The sequence below is a fragment of the Pseudomonas chlororaphis genome, assembly GCA_001023535.1.
Classification (GTDB): Bacteria; Pseudomonadota; Gammaproteobacteria; order Pseudomonadales; family Pseudomonadaceae; genus Aquipseudomonas; species Aquipseudomonas chlororaphis_E.
In genome coordinates this window covers 5,211,366-5,231,136 of record CP011020.1, presented here as the reverse complement: position 1 = coordinate 5,231,136, position 19,771 = coordinate 5,211,366, and the positions used below count along the sequence as shown (strand labels likewise).

The 19,771-nt window shown below is 63.3% G+C and carries 11 protein-coding genes; 8 read left to right on the top strand and 3 right to left on the bottom strand.

Going from position 1 to position 19,771, the window contains the following annotated elements; genetic code table 11:
* Positions 1-42: 42 nt before the first annotated feature.
* The 5 genes from VM99_22800 (at position 43) to VM99_22780 (ending at position 7,629) form a co-directional block, all read left to right on the top strand.
* Positions 43-303: a hypothetical protein gene (locus tag VM99_22800; GenBank protein AKK00759.1), complete on the top strand. Its 261-nt coding sequence runs from the start codon at positions 43-45 to the stop codon at positions 301-303.
* A complete protein-coding gene (locus VM99_22795) occupies positions 300-1,130 on the top strand; it encodes a hypothetical protein (GenBank protein AKK00758.1) in 831 nt (276 codons plus the stop codon). The genes VM99_22800 and VM99_22795 overlap by 4 nt, the downstream gene beginning before the upstream one ends.
* A gap of 13 nt (positions 1,131-1,143) precedes the next feature.
* Entirely contained in the window at positions 1,144-3,801 is a 2,658-nt protein-coding gene (gene pepN, locus VM99_22790; protein AKK00757.1) for an aminopeptidase N, read from the top strand.
* 356 nt (positions 3,802-4,157) lie between these two features.
* Entirely contained in the window at positions 4,158-5,210 is a 1,053-nt protein-coding gene (locus VM99_22785; protein ID AKK00756.1) for a BNR/Asp-box repeat-containing protein, read from the top strand.
* 43 nt (positions 5,211-5,253) lie between these two features.
* The gene (locus tag VM99_22780) at positions 5,254-7,629 is read left to right on the top strand and encodes an RND transporter (protein AKK00755.1); all 2,376 of its coding nucleotides are present in this window, start codon (positions 5,254-5,256) and stop codon (positions 7,627-7,629) included.
* 177 nt (positions 7,630-7,806) lie between these two features.
* Here the strand turns inward: VM99_22780 and VM99_22775 are convergent, their stop codons facing one another.
* The 3 genes from VM99_22775 to VM99_22765 form a co-directional block, all read right to left on the bottom strand.
* Positions 7,807-12,513 (bottom strand): hypothetical protein, encoded by a 4,707-nt coding sequence (locus VM99_22775; protein AKK00754.1) that lies wholly within the window; start codon positions 12,511-12,513, stop codon positions 7,807-7,809.
* Positions 12,514-12,652: 139 nt separating this feature from the next.
* Positions 12,653-13,372 carry a GntR family transcriptional regulator gene (locus tag VM99_22770; GenBank protein AKK00753.1) on the bottom strand — a complete coding sequence of 240 codons (720 nt, stop codon included), beginning with the start codon at positions 13,370-13,372 and terminating at the stop codon, positions 12,653-12,655.
* A gap of 255 nt (positions 13,373-13,627) precedes the next feature.
* A complete protein-coding gene (locus VM99_22765; GenBank protein AKK00752.1) occupies positions 13,628-15,364 on the bottom strand; it encodes a dihydroxy-acid dehydratase in 1,737 nt (578 codons plus the stop codon).
* Between the two features lie 192 nt (positions 15,365-15,556).
* Here VM99_22765 and VM99_22760 point away from each other — a divergent pair, with 192 nt between their 5' ends.
* From VM99_22760 to VM99_22750, 3 genes are all read left to right on the top strand, one after another.
* Positions 15,557-16,879: an MFS transporter gene (locus VM99_22760; GenBank protein AKK00751.1), complete on the top strand. Its 1,323-nt coding sequence runs from the start codon at positions 15,557-15,559 to the stop codon at positions 16,877-16,879.
* A 229-nt stretch (positions 16,880-17,108) separates the two neighbouring features.
* Positions 17,109-18,101 (top strand): FAH family protein, encoded by a 993-nt coding sequence (locus VM99_22755; protein ID AKK00750.1) that lies wholly within the window; start codon positions 17,109-17,111, stop codon positions 18,099-18,101.
* A gap of 12 nt (positions 18,102-18,113) precedes the next feature.
* Positions 18,114-19,694, top strand: a complete 1,581-nt coding sequence (locus VM99_22750; protein ID AKK00749.1) for a ketoglutarate semialdehyde dehydrogenase — start codon at positions 18,114-18,116, stop codon at positions 19,692-19,694.
* The last annotated feature ends 77 nt before the right edge of the window (positions 19,695-19,771 follow it).

The window sequence follows — 19,771 nt, the reverse complement described above, 5'->3', positions numbered from 1 at the left end:
CTCACTTATCTTTATTGTCACTAACGAACGCGCGGAGAACCCATGTCCTCGTTCAACGAAATGATCCAGAACATCACCCCCGACATCTATCGCAGCCTGAAGCTGGCGGTGGAGATCGGCAAATGGGCCGATGGCAACAAACTCACCGCCGAACAGCGCGAGTTGTCGTTGCAGGCGATGATCGCCTGGGAGATCCAGAACCTGCCCGAAGAAGAGCGCACCGGTTACATGGGACCGCAAGAATGCCAGTCCAAGGCGCACGAAGTGCCGAACATCCTGTTCAAGTCGGACGCCATCCATTGATCGAGATTGGCCGCGGTGCAATCAGCAAGATGTCGGCGCGCCTTGACGGGCCGAACGTTCACTATGCCTTGCGTCTGGGTGATCTCGAGGTGCCGGTCAATCCGTTGATCGGCAGCAGGGTGCGCCTGGAGTTCCTCGGTGCGATCCATTGCAGCCATTGCGGGCGCCGGACCAAGACCAGCTTCAGCCAGGGGTATTGCTACCCGTGCATGACCAAGCTGGCGCAGTGCGATGTGTGCATCATGAGCCCCGAGCGCTGCCATTTCGAGGCGGGCACCTGCCGCGAGCCGGCATGGGGCGAGCAGTTCTGCATGACCGATCACGTGGTGTACCTGGCGAACTCGTCCGGCGTGAAGGTCGGCATCACCCGTGCCACCCAACTGCCGACCCGCTGGTTGGACCAGGGCGCGAGCCAGGCGTTGCCTATCCTGCGGGTCGCCACCCGTCAGCAGTCGGGGTTTGTCGAAGACCTGTTCCGCAGCCAGGTGGCGGACAAGACCAATTGGCGCGCCTTGCTCAAGGGCGACGCCGTGGCGGTGGACCTGCCGCAGATCCGCGATGCGCTGTTTGAAAGCTGCGCCCCGGGATTGCAGGGGTTGCAGGAACGATTCGGCTTGCAGGCGATCCAGACCATAGCGGACGTCGAACCCCTCGAGATCCGTTATCCGGTGGAGCAATACCCGACCAAGATCGTCAGCTTCAACCTGGACAAGGACCCGATCGCCGAAGGCACGTTGCTGGGGATCAAGGGCCAGTACCTGATTTTCGACACTGGCGTGATCAACATTCGTAAATACACGGCCTACCAGCTGGCCGTGCATCAGTAGAAGGATTCGACCCATGCGCACCGAACAACCGAAGATGATTTACCTGAAGGACTATCAGGCGCCCGAGTACCTGATCGACGAGACGCACCTGACCTTCGAGTTGTTCGAGGACCACAGCCTGGTCCATGCGCAACTGGTGATGCGCCGCAACCCCGAGCGCGGTGCCGGCCTGCCGCCGCTGGTGCTCGATGGCCAGCACCTGGAGCTGATTTCGATCAAGCTCGACGACACTGACCTGGCTTCGGGTGACTATCAGTTGGACGACAGCCACCTGACCGTGCAGCCCAAGGCCCAGGCCTTTACCGTCGACACCACCGTCCGGATCCACCCGGAAACCAACACCGCCCTGGAAGGCCTGTACAAGTCCGGCGGCATGTTCTGCACCCAGTGCGAGGCCGAGGGCTTCCGCAAGATCACCTATTACCTCGACCGCCCGGACGTGATGAGCAAGTTCACCACCACCGTGGTGGCCGAGCAGCACAGCTACCCGGTGCTGCTGTCCAACGGCAACCCGATCGCCAGCGGTCCCGGCGAAGACGGTCGGCACTGGGCGACCTGGGAAGACCCGTTCAAGAAGCCGGCCTACCTGTTTGCCCTGGTGGCCGGTGACCTGTGGTGCGTCGAAGACACCTTCACCACGTCGAGCGAGCGCAGCGTGGCGCTGCGCATCTATGTCGAGCCGGAAAACATCGATAAATGCCAGCACGCCATGACCAGCCTGAAGAAGTCGATGCGCTGGGACGAGCAGGTGTATGGCCGTGAGTACGACCTGGACATCTTCATGATTGTCGCGGTCAACGACTTCAACATGGGGGCCATGGAAAACAAGGGCCTGAACATCTTCAACTCCAGCGCCGTGCTGGCCCGCGCCGAAACCGCCACCGACGCCGCGCACCAGCGGGTCGAGGCGATCGTCGCCCACGAATACTTCCACAACTGGTCGGGCAACCGCGTGACCTGCCGCGACTGGTTCCAGTTGTCGCTCAAGGAAGGCTTCACGGTGTTCCGCGACGGCGGTTTCTCCGCCGACATGAACTCCGCCACCGTCAAGCGCATCCAGGACGTGGCCTACCTGCGCACCCACCAGTTCGCCGAAGACGCCGGCCCCATGGCCCACCCGGTGCGTCCGGACAGCTTTATCGAGATTTCCAACTTCTACACCTTGACCGTGTACGAAAAGGGCTCGGAAGTGGTCGGCATGATCCACACGCTGCTGGGGGCGCAAGGGTTCCGCAAGGGCAGCGACCTTTACTTCGAGCGCCACGACGGCCAGGCCGTGACCTGTGATGATTTCATCAAGGCCATGGAGGACGCCAACGGCGTCGACCTGACCCAGTTCAAGCGCTGGTACAGCCAGGCCGGTACGCCACGGCTGGCGGTGACCGAGTCCTACGACGCGGCGGCTCGTACCTACAGCCTGACCTTCAGTCAAAGCTGCCCGCCAACCCCGGACAAGCAGGAAAAACTGCCGTTCGTGATTCCCGTCGAGCTGGGCCTGCTGGACCGCCAGGGCGCTGAGATACCCTTGCGCCTGGCCGGTGAAGCCGCCGCGAGCGGCACGTCGCGTGTCATCTCGGTGACCGAGGCCGAGCAGACCTTCACTTTTGTCGACATCGCCGAACAACCGCTGCCATCGCTGCTGCGCGGCTTCTCGGCACCGGTCAAGCTGAGCTTCCCGTACAACCGCGACCAGTTGATGTTCCTGATGCAGCACGACAGCGACGGTTTCAACCGCTGGGACGCCGGCCAGCAACTGTCGGTGCAGGTGTTGCAGGAGTTGATCGGCCAGCACCAGAAGGGGGCGAGCCTGGTGCTGGACCCGCGCCTGGTCACCGCATTGCGCACGGTGCTGTCGGACGAATCCCTGGACCAGGCCATGGTCGCGGAAATGCTTTCGCTGCCGAGCGAAGCCTACCTGACGGAAATCAGCGAAGTGGCGGACGTCGAGGCGATCCACGCCGCCCGCGAGTTCGCCCGCCAGCAGTTGGCCGAGAGCCTGTTCGAGGCCTTGTGGCTGCGCTACGAAGCCAACCGTGATCTGTCCAGGCGTACGCCGTACGTGGCCGAGGCCGAGCATTTCGCCCGGCGCGCCTTGCAGAACATTGCGCTGTCGTACCTGATGCTCACCGACAAGCCGCAGGTGTTGAGTGCCACGTTGGAGCAGTTCGACACCGCCGACAACATGACCGAACGCCTGACGGCGCTGGCGGTGCTGGTCAATTCGCCGTTCGAGGCCGAGAAGGCCCGCGCCCTGGAAGTGTTCGCGGAAAACTTCAAGGGCAACCCGCTGGTCATGGACCAATGGTTCAGCGTCCAGGCCGGCAGCCCGCTGCCCGGTGGCCTGGCGCGGGTCAAGGCGTTGATGGAACACCCGGCGTTCAATATCAAGAACCCGAACAAGGTGCGGGCGCTGATCGGCGCGTTTGCCGGGCAGAACCTGATCAACTTCCACGCCGCCGACGGCTCGGGCTATCGCTTCCTGGCCGACCTGGTCATCCAGCTCAACGGCTTCAACCCGCAGATCGCCTCGCGCCAGTTGGCGCCGCTGACCCGCTGGCGCAAATACGACAGCGCTCGCCAGGCGCTGATGAAGGCCGAACTGGAGCGCATCCTGGCCTCCGGCGGGCTGTCCAGCGATGTGTTCGAGGTGGTGAGCAAGAGCCTGGCGTAAATCACCCGTCGTGGCGAGGGAGCTTGCTCCCGCTGGCCTGCGAAGCAGGCCCGACCCTGACTCACGTCTCGCTGGAAACAGTGGATGAATCAGGGCAGGGAGTCCTTCGGCCTCCAGCGGGAGCAAGCTCCCTCGCCACATCCATCATCCTCGCGAATACCTTCTGATTCACCCTCGGCCGATCTCCCCATGGTTAACAAAAGATAACGTGGCGTCGATTGTCAGACCTTTCGAAAGCCCGATAGGATAGGTCAGCTTCCGAAGTGGCTCTAGATTGCAGGTTTGCGCCGCGATCAAGTTGCTTACGGCGCCCTGAAAGGTTGAATGACCAACAATAATAAATGGGGGAAAGGTCTATGAATGAGCCTGTCATGGCGGTGGGCCGCTGTCGCCCGCCGGTGCTGCGCAGAGTGGCGTTGCTGGCTTCGGCGCTCTCGCTGCTGGGCTCTGCCGTGTTGTCGGCGCCGGTGATGGCCGTTGCGGCGTCGACCACCGATGTCATCTATTCCGTCGAATCGGCCAAGGCCAGCAAGACCCTGATGCTCGATGTGGTACACGCCGGCCAGCGGCTGGTGGCGGTCGGCGACCGAGGCCACATTGTCTACTCGGACGACCAGGGCACTACCTGGACCCAGGCCAAGGTGCCGACCCGCCAGATGCTCACCGCGGTGTTTTTCGTCGACGACAAGCACGGCTGGGCCGTGGGCCACGACGCGCAGATCCTGGCCAGTGACGACGGTGGCAGCACCTGGACCAAGCAATTCGAAGAACTCAAGCGCGAAGCGCCGCTGCTGGACGTCTGGTTCAAGGACCCCAGCCATGGCTTCGCCGTCGGCGCCTATGGCGCGCTGTTCGAAACCACCGACGGCGGCAAGCACTGGGAAGACGCCAGCGACCGCCTCGACAACGAAGACCAGTTCCACCTCAACGCCATCACGGCCGTGAAAGACGCCGGCCTGTTCATCGTGGGCGAGGCCGGCAGCATGTTCCGCTCCAGCGATTGGGGCCAGACCTGGGAAAAGCTCGAAGGCCCCTATGAAGGCTCGCTGTTCGGCGTCATCGGCACCGCCCAGCCTTCCACGCTGCTGGCCTACGGCTTGCGCGGCAATCTTTATCGCTCCACCGACTTCGGCGGCACCTGGGAGCAGGTCGAACTCAAGGCCGCCCGCGGCGCCCTGGAGTTCGGCCTGTCGGGGGGCACGCTGCTGGCGGACGGCTCCATCGTGATCGTCGGCAACGGCGGCAGCGTGGTGCGCAGCACCGACGATGGCGTGAGCTTCAGCGTGTACAACCGTCCGGACCGGATTTCCGTGGCCGCGGTCACGGCGGCGGGCAACGGCAACCTGATCCTGGCGGGGCAAGGCGGCGTGCGCGCCACCACGGCCACCGGTGCTGAACTGAGCAAATGAGTCGAGCCTGCACGACGGGCACAAAAACAAGAAGGCGGACCCCATGAGCAGTCATCACCAAGACAAGGCGACGTTCCTCGAGCGCCTGATTTTCAATAACCGCCCGGCAGTGATCGTCATTTGCCTGCTGGTCAGCCTTTTCCTGTTCTGGCAGGCCACGCTGATCCGGCCGTCCACCAGCTTCGAGAAAATGATCCCGCTCAAGCATCCTTTCATCGAGAAGATGCTCGAACACCGCAATGACCTGGCGAACCTGGGCAATACCGTGCGGATCTCGGTGGAAGCCACCGACGGTGACATTTTCTCCAAGGAATACATGGAGACCCTGCGCCAGATCCACGACGAGGTGTTCTACATTTCCGGCGTTGACCGTTCCGGGCTCAAGTCGCTGTGGAGCCCGAGCGTGCGCTGGACCGAGGTGACGGAGGAGGGCTTCGCCGGTGGCGAGGTGATTCCGCAGAGCTACAACGGCTCGGCCGACAGCCTCGACCTGCTGCGCAACAACGTTCTCAAGTCCGGCCAGGTCGGGCGCCTGGTGGCCAACGATTTCAAGTCGAGCATCATCGACATCCCGTTGCTGGAGTCCTACCCGGACCCGCAGGACCAGGGCAAGTTGCTGGCGCTGGACTACCAGAAGTTCTCCCACGAGCTTGAAGACAAGATCCGCAACAAGTTCGAGGCGCAGAACCACAACGTGCAGATCCACATCGTCGGTTTCGCCAAGAAGGTCGGCGACCTGATCGATGGCCTGATCATGGTGGTGATGTTCTTCGGCGTCGCCTTCGTCATCACCCTGGTGCTGTTGTACTGGTTCACCCACTGCATGCGCAGCACCATTGCGGTACTGAGCACCACGCTGGTGGCGGTGGTCTGGCAACTGGGGTTGATGCACGCCGCCGGTTTCGGCCTCGATCCCTACTCGATGCTGGTGCCATTCCTGATCTTCGCCATCGGCATTTCCCACGGCGTACAGAAAATCAACGGCATCGCCTTGCAGTCCAGCGAGGCCGACAACGCCCTGACGGCGGCGCGACGCACGTTCCGCCAACTGTTCCTGCCGGGGATGATCGCGATCCTGGCGGACGCCGTCGGCTTCATTACCCTGCTGATCATCGACATCGGCGTGATCCGCGAACTGGCCATCGGGGCGTCCATCGGCGTGGCGGTGATCGTGTTCACCAACCTGATCCTGCTGCCCGTGGCGATTTCCTACGTCGGCATCAGCAAGCGTGCCATCGAGCGCAGCAAGAAGGACGCGACCCGCGAGCATCCGTTCTGGCGTGTGCTGTCGAACTTCGCCAGCGCCAAGGTCGCGCCGGTGTCCATTGCCCTGGCCCTGATCGCCTTCGGCGGCGGCCTGTGGTACAGCCAGAACCTGAAGATCGGCGACCTCGACCAGGGCGCGCCGGAACTGCGGCCGGACTCGCGCTACAACCAGGACAACAATTTCATCATCAGCAACTACTCCACCAGTTCCGACGTGCTGGTGGTGATGGTCAAGACCAAGGCCGAGGGCTGCTCGCGCTACGAAGCCATGGCGCCGATCGACGAGCTGATGTGGAAGATGCAGAACACCGAGGGCGTGCAGTCGGCGATTTCCCTGGTGACCGTGTCCAAGCAGATGATCAAGGGCATGAACGAGGGCAACCTGAAGTGGGAAACCCTGTCGCGCAACCCCGACGTGCTGAACAACTCCATCGCCCGGGCTGATGGTCTGTACAACAACAGCTGCTCCCTGGCGCCGGTGCTGGTGTTCCTCAACGACCACAAGGCCGAGACCCTGGATCGCGCCGTCACGGCGGTGCAGGAATTCGCCAAGGAAAACAACCGCGATGGCCTGGAGTTCATCCTCGCCGCCGGTAATGCCGGCATCGAAGCGGCCACCAACGAGGTGATCAAGGAGTCGGAGCTGACCATCCTGATCCTGGTGTACATCTGTGTGGCGACCATGTGCATGATCACCTTCCGCTCCTGGGCGGCGACCTTGTGCATCGTGCTGCCACTGGTACTGACCTCGGTGCTGGGCAACGCGCTGATGGCGTTCATGGGCATCGGTGTGAAGGTCGCGACCCTGCCGGTGGTGGCGTTGGGCGTGGGGATTGGCGTGGACTACGGCATCTACATCTACAGCCGCCTGGAAAGCTTCCTGCGGGCCGGGTTGCCGTTGCAGGAAGCGTACTACCAGACGCTCAAGTCCACCGGTAAAGCCGTCCTGTTCACCGGCCTGTGCCTGGCCATCGGCGTGTGCACCTGGATCTTCTCGGCCATCAAGTTCCAGGCCGACATGGGCCTGATGCTGACGTTCATGCTGTTGTGGAACATGTTCGGTGCGCTGTGGCTGCTGCCGGCACTGGCGCGATTCCTGATCAAGCCGGAAAAACTGGCGGGGCAGAAGGGCAATTCGTTGTTTGCCCATTGATGGATCAAGGCTGGCGCAGCCCCCTGTGGCGAGGGAGCTTGCTCCCGCTGGGCTGCGCAGCAGCCCCTGAACCTGCCCCCTCGATGTATCAGATTGATGGAGGCGGCTCTTTTGGGGCTGCTGCGCAGCCCAGCGGGAGCAAGCTCCCTCGCCACAGTTGTTTGCAGTGTTCGTCGATCACGGCGCCAACGGCAGAAACCGGCTCTGGGCCAGCGACTTGCTGATCTGCCCTCGATGTACATTCACCACCGCATAGGGGCTGGTGGCCTTGGCCAGCAGTGAGTGGTAGTGCTCCTTGCGTTGCTCCTTGGTCTTGAGGTGCGCAACGCTGAAGTTGTCCTTCGGTGTGTCGGCCGCTTCGTAATGAAAATGCGCGTACCAGATCGGGAAGCCGTCTCGGTCGTTGATGGCGTATTCCTGGAGGAAGTCCTTGCGGGCGCCTTGCAGGGCCGTGCGGTCGCCGAGCCGGGCCACCTGTATCAGGTTTTTCTCGAACAGGAACCGCAGGTTGCCGTCGGTGGGTGGCAGTTTCAGGCTCAGTTCGATACGCAGGTCGCTGCCCTTGGTGGTCAGTTGGTGGGCGGCGTCTGACAATTGTCGGCTCAGTTCCTCGTTGGCCGGGGTGCGCGAGGCGGGCGATGCACTGAACGCCCGGTCGAGTTCTTCGCCGAGCGTGCGGAAGTGACTTGCCTCATTGTTCAGGATTTCCTCTATTTCCTGAGGATGCCGACAGTGTGTCTTGTAGCTTTCGGCGCGGCTCATGCGCTTGTCCAATTCGTCGAGCAGTTCTCGTGCCTGGGTTCGGATGGCCTTGAACGATCGGGTCTGGGGCGCCGGGGTCGGGCGGCGTACATCGACCACATCCCAGACATCCTCGTGGCGCGAATAGGTGGCAAGTATTTGGTTGCTGCCCTTGGAGTGCATTTCGACAACTTCGATGGGTTGGCTCGTGCCGGCGGGTTTCAGGTCGCCGATCAAGACGCCATTGTGGCGGGTTCTGATCAACTTTTTCTGCGGCAGCCCGGCGCCGGTCCTGGGGCGCTTCGGTATACGCTTGCGCGGTTTTGGCTCGGGTTTGATTTCAGCGGCGAGTTTGCTGGAGACCTCCTGGTAAAGACCCTCGACCAGTTTGAGCAACCTGTCGAAATAGGATTCGTTGATGTCGTCCAGGTAAAGGGCCTTTGTCCCCTTCAACGTATCCAGGGTCTTGCCGTAGTGCTCGGTCAGGCTTTCCAGCACTTCGATTCTGTCTGACGGGGAGACGTCGTAGGTTTGCAGGTCATCGTGGGAACGGATGTGTTCCATCAGTGGTATGAGAATGCGCAGCAGGCGGTCGGGCAGGGCGGATTGGCGGTTTTTCACCGACAACATGGGGAGCGTGGTGAGTTGCCGGATTTTACTGCCAAAGGCGTTACTCTCATTGGCGGGACGGTTGCGGGTCAGCCGTTCGAACGCCCGTGCGCCCGAGGCGTCGAGGTTCAATAGCCGCTCGAGGTAGTCGTCCTTGAGTTCCAGCCAATGGATCGCCTGGTCATTGATGTTGCTCTTGGTGTCGAGGTATTTCATATAAGACTCGACGTCACGGATGACCATTTCCCTGATGTCGGTAGACTCTCTAAACTGAGGATGTGCTCGCTGGAGGGCCAGGAGCTCCTGTTCAGTGATCACGAACGCCTTGCGGGCATTGTTGATCACGTTTTCCATGAGCACATGCATGGAGCCGGACGGGAAACCGATGCCCAGGCTGGCGCGTTCGGCCGCGCTGTTCGCCAGCGTCAGGTACGCCTCGGTCTGTTCCTTGAGCAGGTCGTAGAAAATCTTGCGTTTCGCCGCCCGCTGGGCTTCGGTGTAGTTGCCACCTTCCTCGGTCCGGGTCATGACTTGCTGAGCCACGTCCAGGGCTTTTTGCCGATCGGCATCTTGCGCTTCCAACCGGTTGGATTCATCAGTCAACTGCTTGGCCCGCTCCAGGTTGACACGGCGCTGGGCGTCCACCCGCTTGGGGGGTGAACCGCCGAGCAGACGCAGGCGCAAATCCAGGTGCCAATGGCCCTGGTCATCGACTCGTAACGGCGGACCGTTCTTGTCGGCGTCGAGCGGAGCGAGGGGGTCGACGATGGTTGCACTGCCATCGTATTCAGGCGTGACCCGATAGAAGGCCCCTTCGACCTGGGCATGCCATTTGTTGTCGATCACGTACAGGCCCTTGAACGGGCCGTTTTCAATGGGGTCGGGCAAGGTCTTGGGGGAGGGCACCTGCAATTGTTGCAATCGCGCCTGTTGTTGCGGCGTCGGCTGGCCACTGGCCCTGGCGAAATTGAAATCCAGGCGCCGGCTGTTGGCCTCGGCGGGGGCGTCAGGTTCGGCCACGGTGCCCTCCACGAGGGTGGGCGCCGCCGGTTCGGGCCATTGCTCGGCGACGGCGCGCGGCGCGGGCGGGCGCATGGCCTCCTGTTGCACCGACTCGGGCAGCGCGGCACGCGGCACCGGCCCACGGCCGGCAGGCAACTGGCTTACCAGCAGGGCTAGGTTGACGAGCAGGTCGACCGCGGCAAACTCGCGGGCCACCGGGTCGGCGCTGATCAGCGCCGGCATGTCCTGCTGGGCGCTGGCCATCAGGTTCCAGAGCCAGACGGTGGTCATGGCCGGGCCGCGCAGCAAAGGGAACAGCAAGGTGTTGAACAACAGGCCGCCGCCTTCGAGCAACACCGCCCAGCGACTTTCGCGATTGGACACCGAATCCCGGTCGGCCTGGGTCACCAGGGCCTGGGCGTTGCAGCCGTAGAGGTACTGCATCAGCTCGCCCTTGTGCAGCGATTGCAGCAGTTCGCCGTGGGCGTCGTCGAGGGCGAGCGTGGCGGGAGCAGGCTTGTCCGGGACACTGAATTCGTCACCGTTGAAGAACCGCATGATGTGAGGCTCCAGGAACCCACCGTTGGCGTAGATCGGGCGTGCGGCGTCGGGCAGCCAGGTCAGGATGCTGTCCTGCAGGTCCCCGGAGGTGGCAATGGCCTGCATCAGCGCCTCGCGGGTCGGGAATTGCTGCAGCGAGGGCGCGTAGAGCGGCCGATACAACAGGTGCGGACCGTTGGCGATGTCCTGAGCCTCGATGATGAACATGTTGGCCACGCTGTCGGGCCGGGCCTTGGGTTGGCGCAACACCCGCAACTGGCGAATGACCACCGGGCGACCGTCGACCCGCTGGCTCGCCGCGTCGGGTTGGAGCACGGCTTCCAGCAGGCGCAGGCCCTGGACGGTCATGCCGTTCTCCCCGGCCAGTTTCTGTTTCAAGGCTTCAAGCATCAGTTGCGCCGGGAGCTGTTCGGCGAAGATCCGTTGCCGCGCCTGCGCCCGGGCAGCGTCGTCGAGCAGATGTTCGCGCAGATAGCGAGGATAGGTCGCGCCAATGTCGACCTGTTCGATCAGCGGGTTGATAAAGGCCGGCGTCAGCCAGGTCGGCAGCGCCTGGCCCAGGCGATGGCTGAGGGTGAAGGTGCCGCTGGGGCGACCGACCAGGTTGTGGATGGCCAGTTCGGTCAGGCTCATCTGCCGCTTTTCGCTGAGGCCGATGGTGCCGGGATAACCCGCTGAAACGCTGAACGTCAGCACCACGTCGTCGGGTTGGAGTGGGATCGCTGGCAGCGGGTTCGGACTGCGGTCGTTGGCCTTTCCCAGGTGTTCGAGCAAGGCGTTGGTGGTAAAGGCCTTGATGTCGTCGATGCCGCTGAGAAAGGTCTGGCCCTGGTGGCGTCGCTTGGCGCTGGCCAGCGCCAGGCTGTAGTGCTGGAGTGTCGTCTGGTCGACGATGGCGGCGTCTTTCAGCCAGTTGGGCAGCAGAGGGCCAAGGCGATCCTTCATGTCGGGTGACAGCCGCGGGGCGTCCAGCAGCGAGCGGGCCGGGTCGCTCAAGTCGCTGTAGAGATGCGTGAGCGCCTGTGTGTCGATCCCGGCGGGCAACTGCACCGCTTGCAGGTCGGCCAGTTGCTGCTCCAGCAGCATGGCCGCCTGGTGCTCGAAGACGTTGCCACTGATCTCGTGGCGTTGGCAGGTGATGGTGTCGACGGTGTATTGGCTGGCAATGCGTTTGCCCCAGTGGTGCTCTAAGGCCTCCAGGGAGGCAAAGGACTGCACTGCGCTGCCGGGGCTGCACAAGAGCCATTCGCGCATGCCCTGATGGACGCGGGTCAGGAGGATCTCGCTGGCGACCAGTGTCGTCTGGTTGCCACCCTGGGTGAGCTGGGTTTCCAGGTGGTAGGCATACACCGGCGCTTGTCGATTGAGGCACAAACGTTGCTCGTGGTCCGGCCACCGGACGATCTGGTCGAGGGTCTCGCGCGCCGCCTCCGTGAGCCCGGGTTGTTGCAGGCCACGAAGGCTCAGGGTGTTGCGCAGCACATCGCTGAGCCAGCACCAGCGGCTGGTGTGGCGGCTCGCGTTGGCTTGGTCGTCGCCGCTGATGTCAGCGCTCCAGTAACCGACCAGCGCATCTTCCAGGTCGATCGGTACGCTCCAGGGCAGTTCAAGGATCGCTCGCCGGATGACCTGCATGTCCAGGCGTCGATCGCCTGACCAGAGGCGCCGTGGCGGGTCGTCGGAAAGAAAGCAGTCAAGTGCTCCCTTCGAGGTGAAGTCCGGGAGTGTGCCGCTGGCCAGGTAATCGAGGACCACGCCCATCAAGGGTTGGAAGTGCCAGCCGCGTGTGGTGACGTCCGGCGTCGCCAGTTGGGTCTTTAAGAGGTCGATGTCCAGCCACGGATCGGCTTTCTTGAGGGCCTGTTCGAGCAGACGCCGGGCGACCTGTTCGAGGGTCGGGCGACTGGCGAATTGCAGGCTGACACATTGGGCCAGCGCAGGGATCGAATCAGCGGTGGAAGGAGTGCTCATGAGAAGTCCTTTTCACGAAACATGGCCGTCGGGATGACGGCGAGAAAAGTATCGACTTCCATGGCATGGGCAGGCGGTACATAAGTACCGCCTGTTGAGAACAATGTCGGTTAGCCAAGCGTTGCGCTTTCTGACCTGATCAAGTGGGATCGGCTCCCAGCACAACGTTCAATGCGCTGCGGGCGTCGTCCAGTTGCACCAGCGTGGCGTGGCGGGCGCCGAGGGCGTCGCGGTTCTCGATGGCGGTGAGGATCGCCCTGTGCCGCGGCATCGCCAGCTCGTGGAGGTTGGGCCGTTGGTTGGAATGCTTGAGCGCTTCGGCGATGGCCACCGACAACATGTTGCACAAGTTGGCGAGCAGGTCGTTGTGGGTGGCGTCGGCGATGCGGCTGTGGAAGTCCAAGTCCGGTTGCAGCAGGGCTTCGGGCGTCGGGGCGGCGTCCATGCGTTCATAGGCTTCGCGAATGGCCGCGATGTCGGCGTCGGTGGCGAACTGCGCGGCCAGGGCGGCGGCAGCGGGTTCGATGATGCTGCGCACGCTGGTCAGCAGGCCGAAGAACTCATTCTGCGGGCTGCTTTGCATCAACCAGTGCAACACGTCCGGGTCGAGCATGTGCCATTCGCGCCGGGCCTTGACCACCGTGCCCACCCGCGGGCGTGAATACACCAGGCCCTTGGCGACCAGCACCCGGGTGGCCTCGCGCAGCACCGGACGGCTCACGGCGTATTCCTCGCACAGCAAGGCTTCGGCCGGCAGTTTGTCGTCTGGCTTGAAGCGCCCGGAAACGATCTGCATGCCCAGTTCCTGGACGATGCGCGCGTGCATGCTTTTGCGGTCGGAAGGTTTGCGGTAATCCATGGACGCGAAGCGATCCTGTGCGGGAGGGGTGCTGCGCATGATAGCAGGCGCGGCGTAGGCGGGTCGCTAGTGCGAACTTGAATCCACTGAGGATTAGAACTGTGGGAGCGGGCTTGCTCGCGAAGGCGGCGTGTCAGTCGATATTGATGTTGACGGTGCCGCGGTCTTCGCGAGCAAGCCCGCTCCCACAAGGATTTCTGGCGGACGGGATTTCCGGACCGCCTCAAAATCACTGTGGGAGTAGTCAATGTTGGATCAATGAGAGTGCCGTGGCACTTCCGCCCCGCGGCAGCCGACCAGGAAGTCGAAGTCGCAGCCTTGGTCCGCTTGCAGCACATGGTCGATGTACAACTGGCGATAGCCACCCACCAGCAATTGTTGGGGCGGGGCGAGATCGGCCAGGCGGGCGGCGAGTTCGGCGTCGGGAATGTCCAGGTGCAGGCGACCGCTGGCGCAATCCAGTTCGATGAAATCACCTTCCTTCACCGCCGCCAGCGGGCCACCGGCGGCCGCTTCCGGCGCCACGTGCAACACCACGGTGCCGTAGGCGGTGCCACTCATGCGGGCATCGGAAATGCGCACCATGTCGGTAACGCCCTGGGCCAGCAGCTTGGCCGGCAAGCCCATGTTGCCCACCTCGGCCATGCCCGGATAACCCTTGGGCCCGCAGTTCTTCATCACCAGGATCGAGCTGGCGTCCACGTCCAGTTCCGGGTCGTTGATCCGCGCTTTGTATTCGTCGAAGTTTTCGAACACCACCGCCCGGCCGCGGTGTTGCATCAGCTCAGGCGTGGCGGCGGAAGGCTTGAGCACCGCCCCCAGTGGCGCCAGGTTGCCGCGTAGCACGCAGATGCCGCCGTCGGCGCGGATCGGGTTGTCCAGGGTGCGGATGACTTCGTCCTGGCCATAGATCGGCGCGTCCTTGGTGTTTTCGCCGAGGCTCTTGCCGTTGACCGTCAGGGCGTCGGGGTGGGGGATCAGGTTCGCTTCGCCGAGGCGGCGCAGCACGGCGGGCAGGCCGCCGGCGTAGTAGAACTCTTCCATCAGGAAGCGCCCGGACGGTTGCAGGTCGACGATGGTCGGCATGCCGCGACCGATGCGGGTCCAGTCGTCCAGCTCCAGTTGCACGCCGATGCGCCCAGCGATGGCCTTGAGGTGGATCACCGCGTTGGTGGAACCGCCGATGGCCGCGTTGACGCGGATGGCGTTTTCAAAGGCTTCCTTGGTCAGGATCTTCGACAGCCGCAGATCTTCGCGGACCATCTCCACGGCGCGCATGCCGGACATGTGGGCCAGCACGTAGCGGCGTGCGTCCACCGCCGGAATCGCAGCGTTGTGCGGCAGCGAGGTACCGAGGGCTTCGGCCATGCAGGCCATGGTCGAGGCCGTGCCCATGGTGTTGCAGGTGCCGGCCGAGCGGGACATGCCGCCCTCGGCCGCGAGGAAGTCATCGAGGGTGATGGTGCCGGCCTTGACCTGTTCGCTCAACTGCCAGACCACGGTGCCCGAACCGATGTCCTGGCCCTTGTGCTTGCCGTTGAGCATCGGTCCGCCGGTGACGACGATGGCGGGTACATCGCAACTGGCGGCGCCCATCAGCAGGGCGGGGGTGGTCTTGTCGCAACCGGTGAGCAGCACCACGCCGTCAATCGGGTTGCCGCGGATCGCCTCTTCCACGTCCATGCTCGCCAGGTTGCGGGTCAGCATGGCGGTGGGGCGCAGGTTCGATTCGCCGTTGGAGAACACCGGGAATTCCACCGGGAAGCCCCCGGCCTCGATCACGCCGCGTTTGACATGCTCGGCAATCTGCCGGAAGTGCGCGTTGCACGGTGTCAGCTCCGACCAGGTGTTGCAGATGCCGATGATCGGCTTGCCATGGAACTGATGGTCGGCGATGCCCTGATTTTTCATCCAGCTGCGGTACATGAAGCCGTTTTTGTCGGCGGTGCCAAACCATTGGGCCGAGCGCAGGGAGGGTTTCTTATCAGACATGATCGATTCTCTTATTGTATGACTATATTGTTCGAACTGAAGCGTAACATAAGCGCAATTTGCGCCGTTTGGAAGTGTTGTTGGGTAAATAGTATTACTATATAGTCCGGTTCAACGGAGGGATTGTCCTGGCGGTCGTGCGCGAGAGAAATCCCCCGAGTTCTATAACAACAACAATTGGAGAACGGTCCCATGAGCCAGGAACTGCGGCTTATTCGTCGCATCACGCTGAAACTGATTCCCTTCCTGATCCTGCTGTACCTGATCGCCTACGTGGACCGCTCCGCCGTAGGTTTTGCCAAGCTGCACATGGGCGCCGACCTGGGCATCGGCGACGCCGCCTACGGCCTGGGCGCGGGGCTGTTTTTCATCGGCTACTTCCTGCTGGAAATCCCGAGCAACCTGATGCTCGAACGCTTCGGCGCGCGCCGCTGGTTCGCCCGGATCATGATCACCTGGGGCGCCATCACCATTGGCATGGCGTTCGTGCAGGGGCCCAACAGCTTCTATGTGATGCGCTTCCTGCTCGGGGCCGCCGAAGCTGGCTTCTTCCCCGGCGTGCTGTACTACATCACCCAGTGGTTCCCGGTGCGCCATCGCGGCAAGATCCTGGGCCTGTTCATTCTTTCCCAACCCATTGCCATGATGATCACCGGCCCCGTGTCCGGCGGCTTGCTGGGCATGGACGGGGTCCTGGGCCTGCATGGCTGGCAGTGGTTGTTCATCGTCATCGGTCTGCCGGCGGTGCTGTTGACCTGGCCGGTGCTGCGCTACCTGCCCGACGGCCCGCAACAGGTCAAGTGGATGGACCAGGCGGAGAAGGACTGGCTGACCGGCGAGCTGAAGAAGGATTTGCAGGCATACGGCCAGACCCGTCACGGCAACCCGCTGCACGCCCTGAAGGACAAGCGGGTCTTGCTGCTGGCGCTGTTCTACCTGCCGGTGACCCTGAGCATCTACGGCTTGGGTCTGTGGCTGCCAACGCTGATCAAGCAGTTCGGTGGCAGTGACCTGGTGACCGGTTTCGTGTCGTCGGTGCCGTACATCTTCGGCATCCTCGGCTTGCTGATCATCCCGCGCAGCTCCGACCGCCTGAATGATCGCTACGGTCACCTGGCGGTGCTCTATGTCCTGGGTGCCATGGGCCTGTTCCTCAGTGCCTGGCTGTCGGTTCCGGTGTTGCAACTGGCGGCGTTGTGCCTGGTGGCGTTCGCGCTGTTTTCCTGCACGGCGGTGTTCTGGACATTGCCGGGGCGCTTCTTCGCCGGCGCCAGTGCGGCGGCGGGCATTGCGTTGATCAACTCGGTGGGCAACCTGGGCGGCTACATCGGGCCGTTCGTGATCGGTGCGCTGAAGGAGTACACCGGCAGCCTGGCGTCGGGGTTGTATTTCCTGTCGTGCGTGATGGTGTTCGGCCTGGTGCTGACGGGCGTGGTCTATCGCCTGCTCGAACGCAAGCACGTGCTGCCGGCGGACCAGTTCGCGGCCAGTGCCCGGGGGGCGACGCGTACTTGAGGTCACTGCGATCGCCTGTGGGAGCGCGTTTTTGTGGCGAGGGAGCTTGCTCCCGCTGGGGTGCGAAGCGCCCCCTAATATCAGGCATCGAGTTTATTCAGGCAAAACATAATCGCCTGTTTTGCGACTGCTACGCAGTCGAGCGGGAGCAAGCTCCCTCGCCACACAAGCTGGCAAGGGGGCTGACCGTTTCACTGCATATTCACGTTTTGTTTCACAGGAGAAAACCATGCGTTTAGTTCAGTTCGAATTGCCCAACGGCGAGCGCCGCGTCGGTGTGGTCGACGGCGACCAGGTGCGCGAAGTGCACAGTGCGACGAGCGTGCGCGAGCTGGCGCTGGCGGCCATCAAGGCGGGCGTGAAGCTTGAGCAACAGGTCAATGGCCTGGGCCTGGGGGCCGGTCACGACTACGCGCGGTTGCTCGCCGAGCTGCGCATCCTGCCGCCACTGGATCACCCGGACCCGGCGCACCTGCTGGTCAGCGGCACCGGCCTGACCCACCTGGGCAGCGCGTCGGCGCGGGACAAGATGCACCAGCAGGCCGGCGACGAAGCGGCCATGACCGACACCATGCGCATCTTCAAGTGGGGCGTGGAGGGCGGTAAGCCCGCGTCGGGACAGGCGGGCGTGCAACCGGAATGGTTCTACAAGGGCGACGGTAGCATCGTGGTCCGCCCGGGCCAGCCGTTCCCCTTGCCACCGTTCGCCGAGGATGCCGGCGAGGAGCCGGAAATCAGCGGCCTGTATGTCATCGGTTTCGACGGCAAGCCTTACCGGGTGGGCTTCGCGGTGGGCAACGAATTCTCCGACCACGTGATGGAACGCAAGAATTACCTGTACCTGGCCCATTCGAAATTGCGCAGTTGCAGTTTTGGTCCGGAACTTCGCCTTGGTGAATTGCCTCAACATCTGTCCGGGAGCAGTCGTATCCTGCGCAATGGCGAAGTGCTGTGGCAGAACGAGTTCCTCAGTGGCGAGGCGAACATGTGCCATAGCCTCGAAAACCTGGAGTTCCACCATTTCAAGTACAGTCAGTTCCTGCGTCCGGGGGACGTCCACGTTCATTTCTTCGGCACCGCGACCCTGTCGTTCGCCGATGGCATCCGCACCCAGCCGGGGGACGTGTTCGAGATCAGCCAGGCCGAATTCGGCGCGCCGCTGGTCAATGGCATCGCCCCGGTGGACGCGGTGTTCACCCCAGGCACTATCGGCACACTCTAAAAGGAGACTTGCATGAACCAGATCCTTGGCCACAACTACATCGGTGGCGCGCGCAGCGCGGCCGGCCAGACGCGTTTGCAGAGTTTCGATGCCAGCAGCGGCGAAGCCTTGCCGGGTGAGTTCGTCCAGGCCACGGCCGAAGAAGTCGATGCCGCCGCCAAGGCCGCGGCCGCTGCGTATCCGGCATACCGCAGCCTGAGCGCCGCGCGCCGCGCGGAATTTCTCGACGCCATCGCCGATGAGCTGGACGCCCTGGGCGATGAGTTCGTGGCCGTGGTCTGCCGTGAAACCGCCTTGCCCGCGGCCCGCATCCAGGGCGAACGCGGTCGCACCAGCGGCCAGATGCGCCTGTTCGCCAAGGTCCTGCGCCGGGGCGATTTCTATGGCGCGCGGATCGACCGCGCGTTGCCGGAGCGCACGCCGCTGCCGCGTCCGGACCTGCGTCAGTACCGCATCGGCCTCGGCCCGGTGGCGGTGTTCGGCGCGAGCAATTTCCCCCTGGCGTTTTCCACTGCCGGTGGCGACACCGCCGCTGCCCTGGCCGCCGGTTGCCCGGTGGTGTTCAAGGCCCACAGCGGGCACATGGCAACGGCCGAATGGGTGGCTGACGCGATCATCCGCGCGGCGGAAAAAACCGCCATGCCGGCGGGTGTGTTCAACATGATCTACGGCGGTGGCGTCGGTGAGTGGCTGGTCAAGCACCCGGCCATCCAGGCAGTGGGCTTCACCGGTTCTCTCAAGGGCGGACGCGCGCTGTGCGACATGGCGGCGGCGCGGCCCCAGCCGATCCCGGTGTTTGCCGAAATGTCGAGCATCAACCCGGTGATCGTCCTGCCCCAGGCCTTGGCAACCCGCGCCGACAGCGTGGCCCGTGACCTCACGGCCTCGGTGGTGATGGGCTGCGGTCAGTTCTGTACCAACCCGGGCCTGGTAATCGGCATCCGTTCAGCGCAATTCACCGCGTTCACCCAGCAAGTGGCGGCGCTGATCGGTGACCAGGCGCCGCAAACCATGCTCAACGCCGGGACCCTGCAAAGCTATGGCAAAGGCTTGCAGAAGTTGCTCGCCCACCCAGGCATCGAGCACTTGGCCGGGCGCGCGCAGCAGGGCAACCAGGCCCAGCCGCAGTTGTTCAAGGCCGACGCCAGCCTGCTGATCAACGGTGACGAGGCGTTGCAGGAAGAAGTGTTCGGCCCGACGACCGTGTTCGTTGAAGTGGCCGATCAGGCACAACTCACCGCAGCGCTCAATGGCCTGCACGGCCAACTGACCGCGACGATCATTGGCGAGCCGACGGACTTCGAACAGTTCGGCGAATTGACCCCATTGCTGGAGCAGAAGGTCGGGCGCATCTTGCTCAACGGTTATCCGACCGGGGTGGAAGTGTGCGATTCGATGGTCCACGGCGGGCCGTATCCGGCGACGTCCGATGCACGCGGCACTTCGGTGGGCACGCTGGCGATCGATCGTTTCCTGCGGCCGGTGTGCTTCCAGAATTACCCCGACAGCCTGCTGCCGGAACCGTTGAAGAACGCCAACCCGCTGGGCATCCTGCGGTTGGTGGACGGGGTGCCGGGGCGCGAGGCGCTCTGAGGATCGCGGTGGGGCCGTGGCTTTGATGTTGAATGGGCCGGCCTCTTCGCGGGCAAGCCCGCTCCCACAGGGGATCT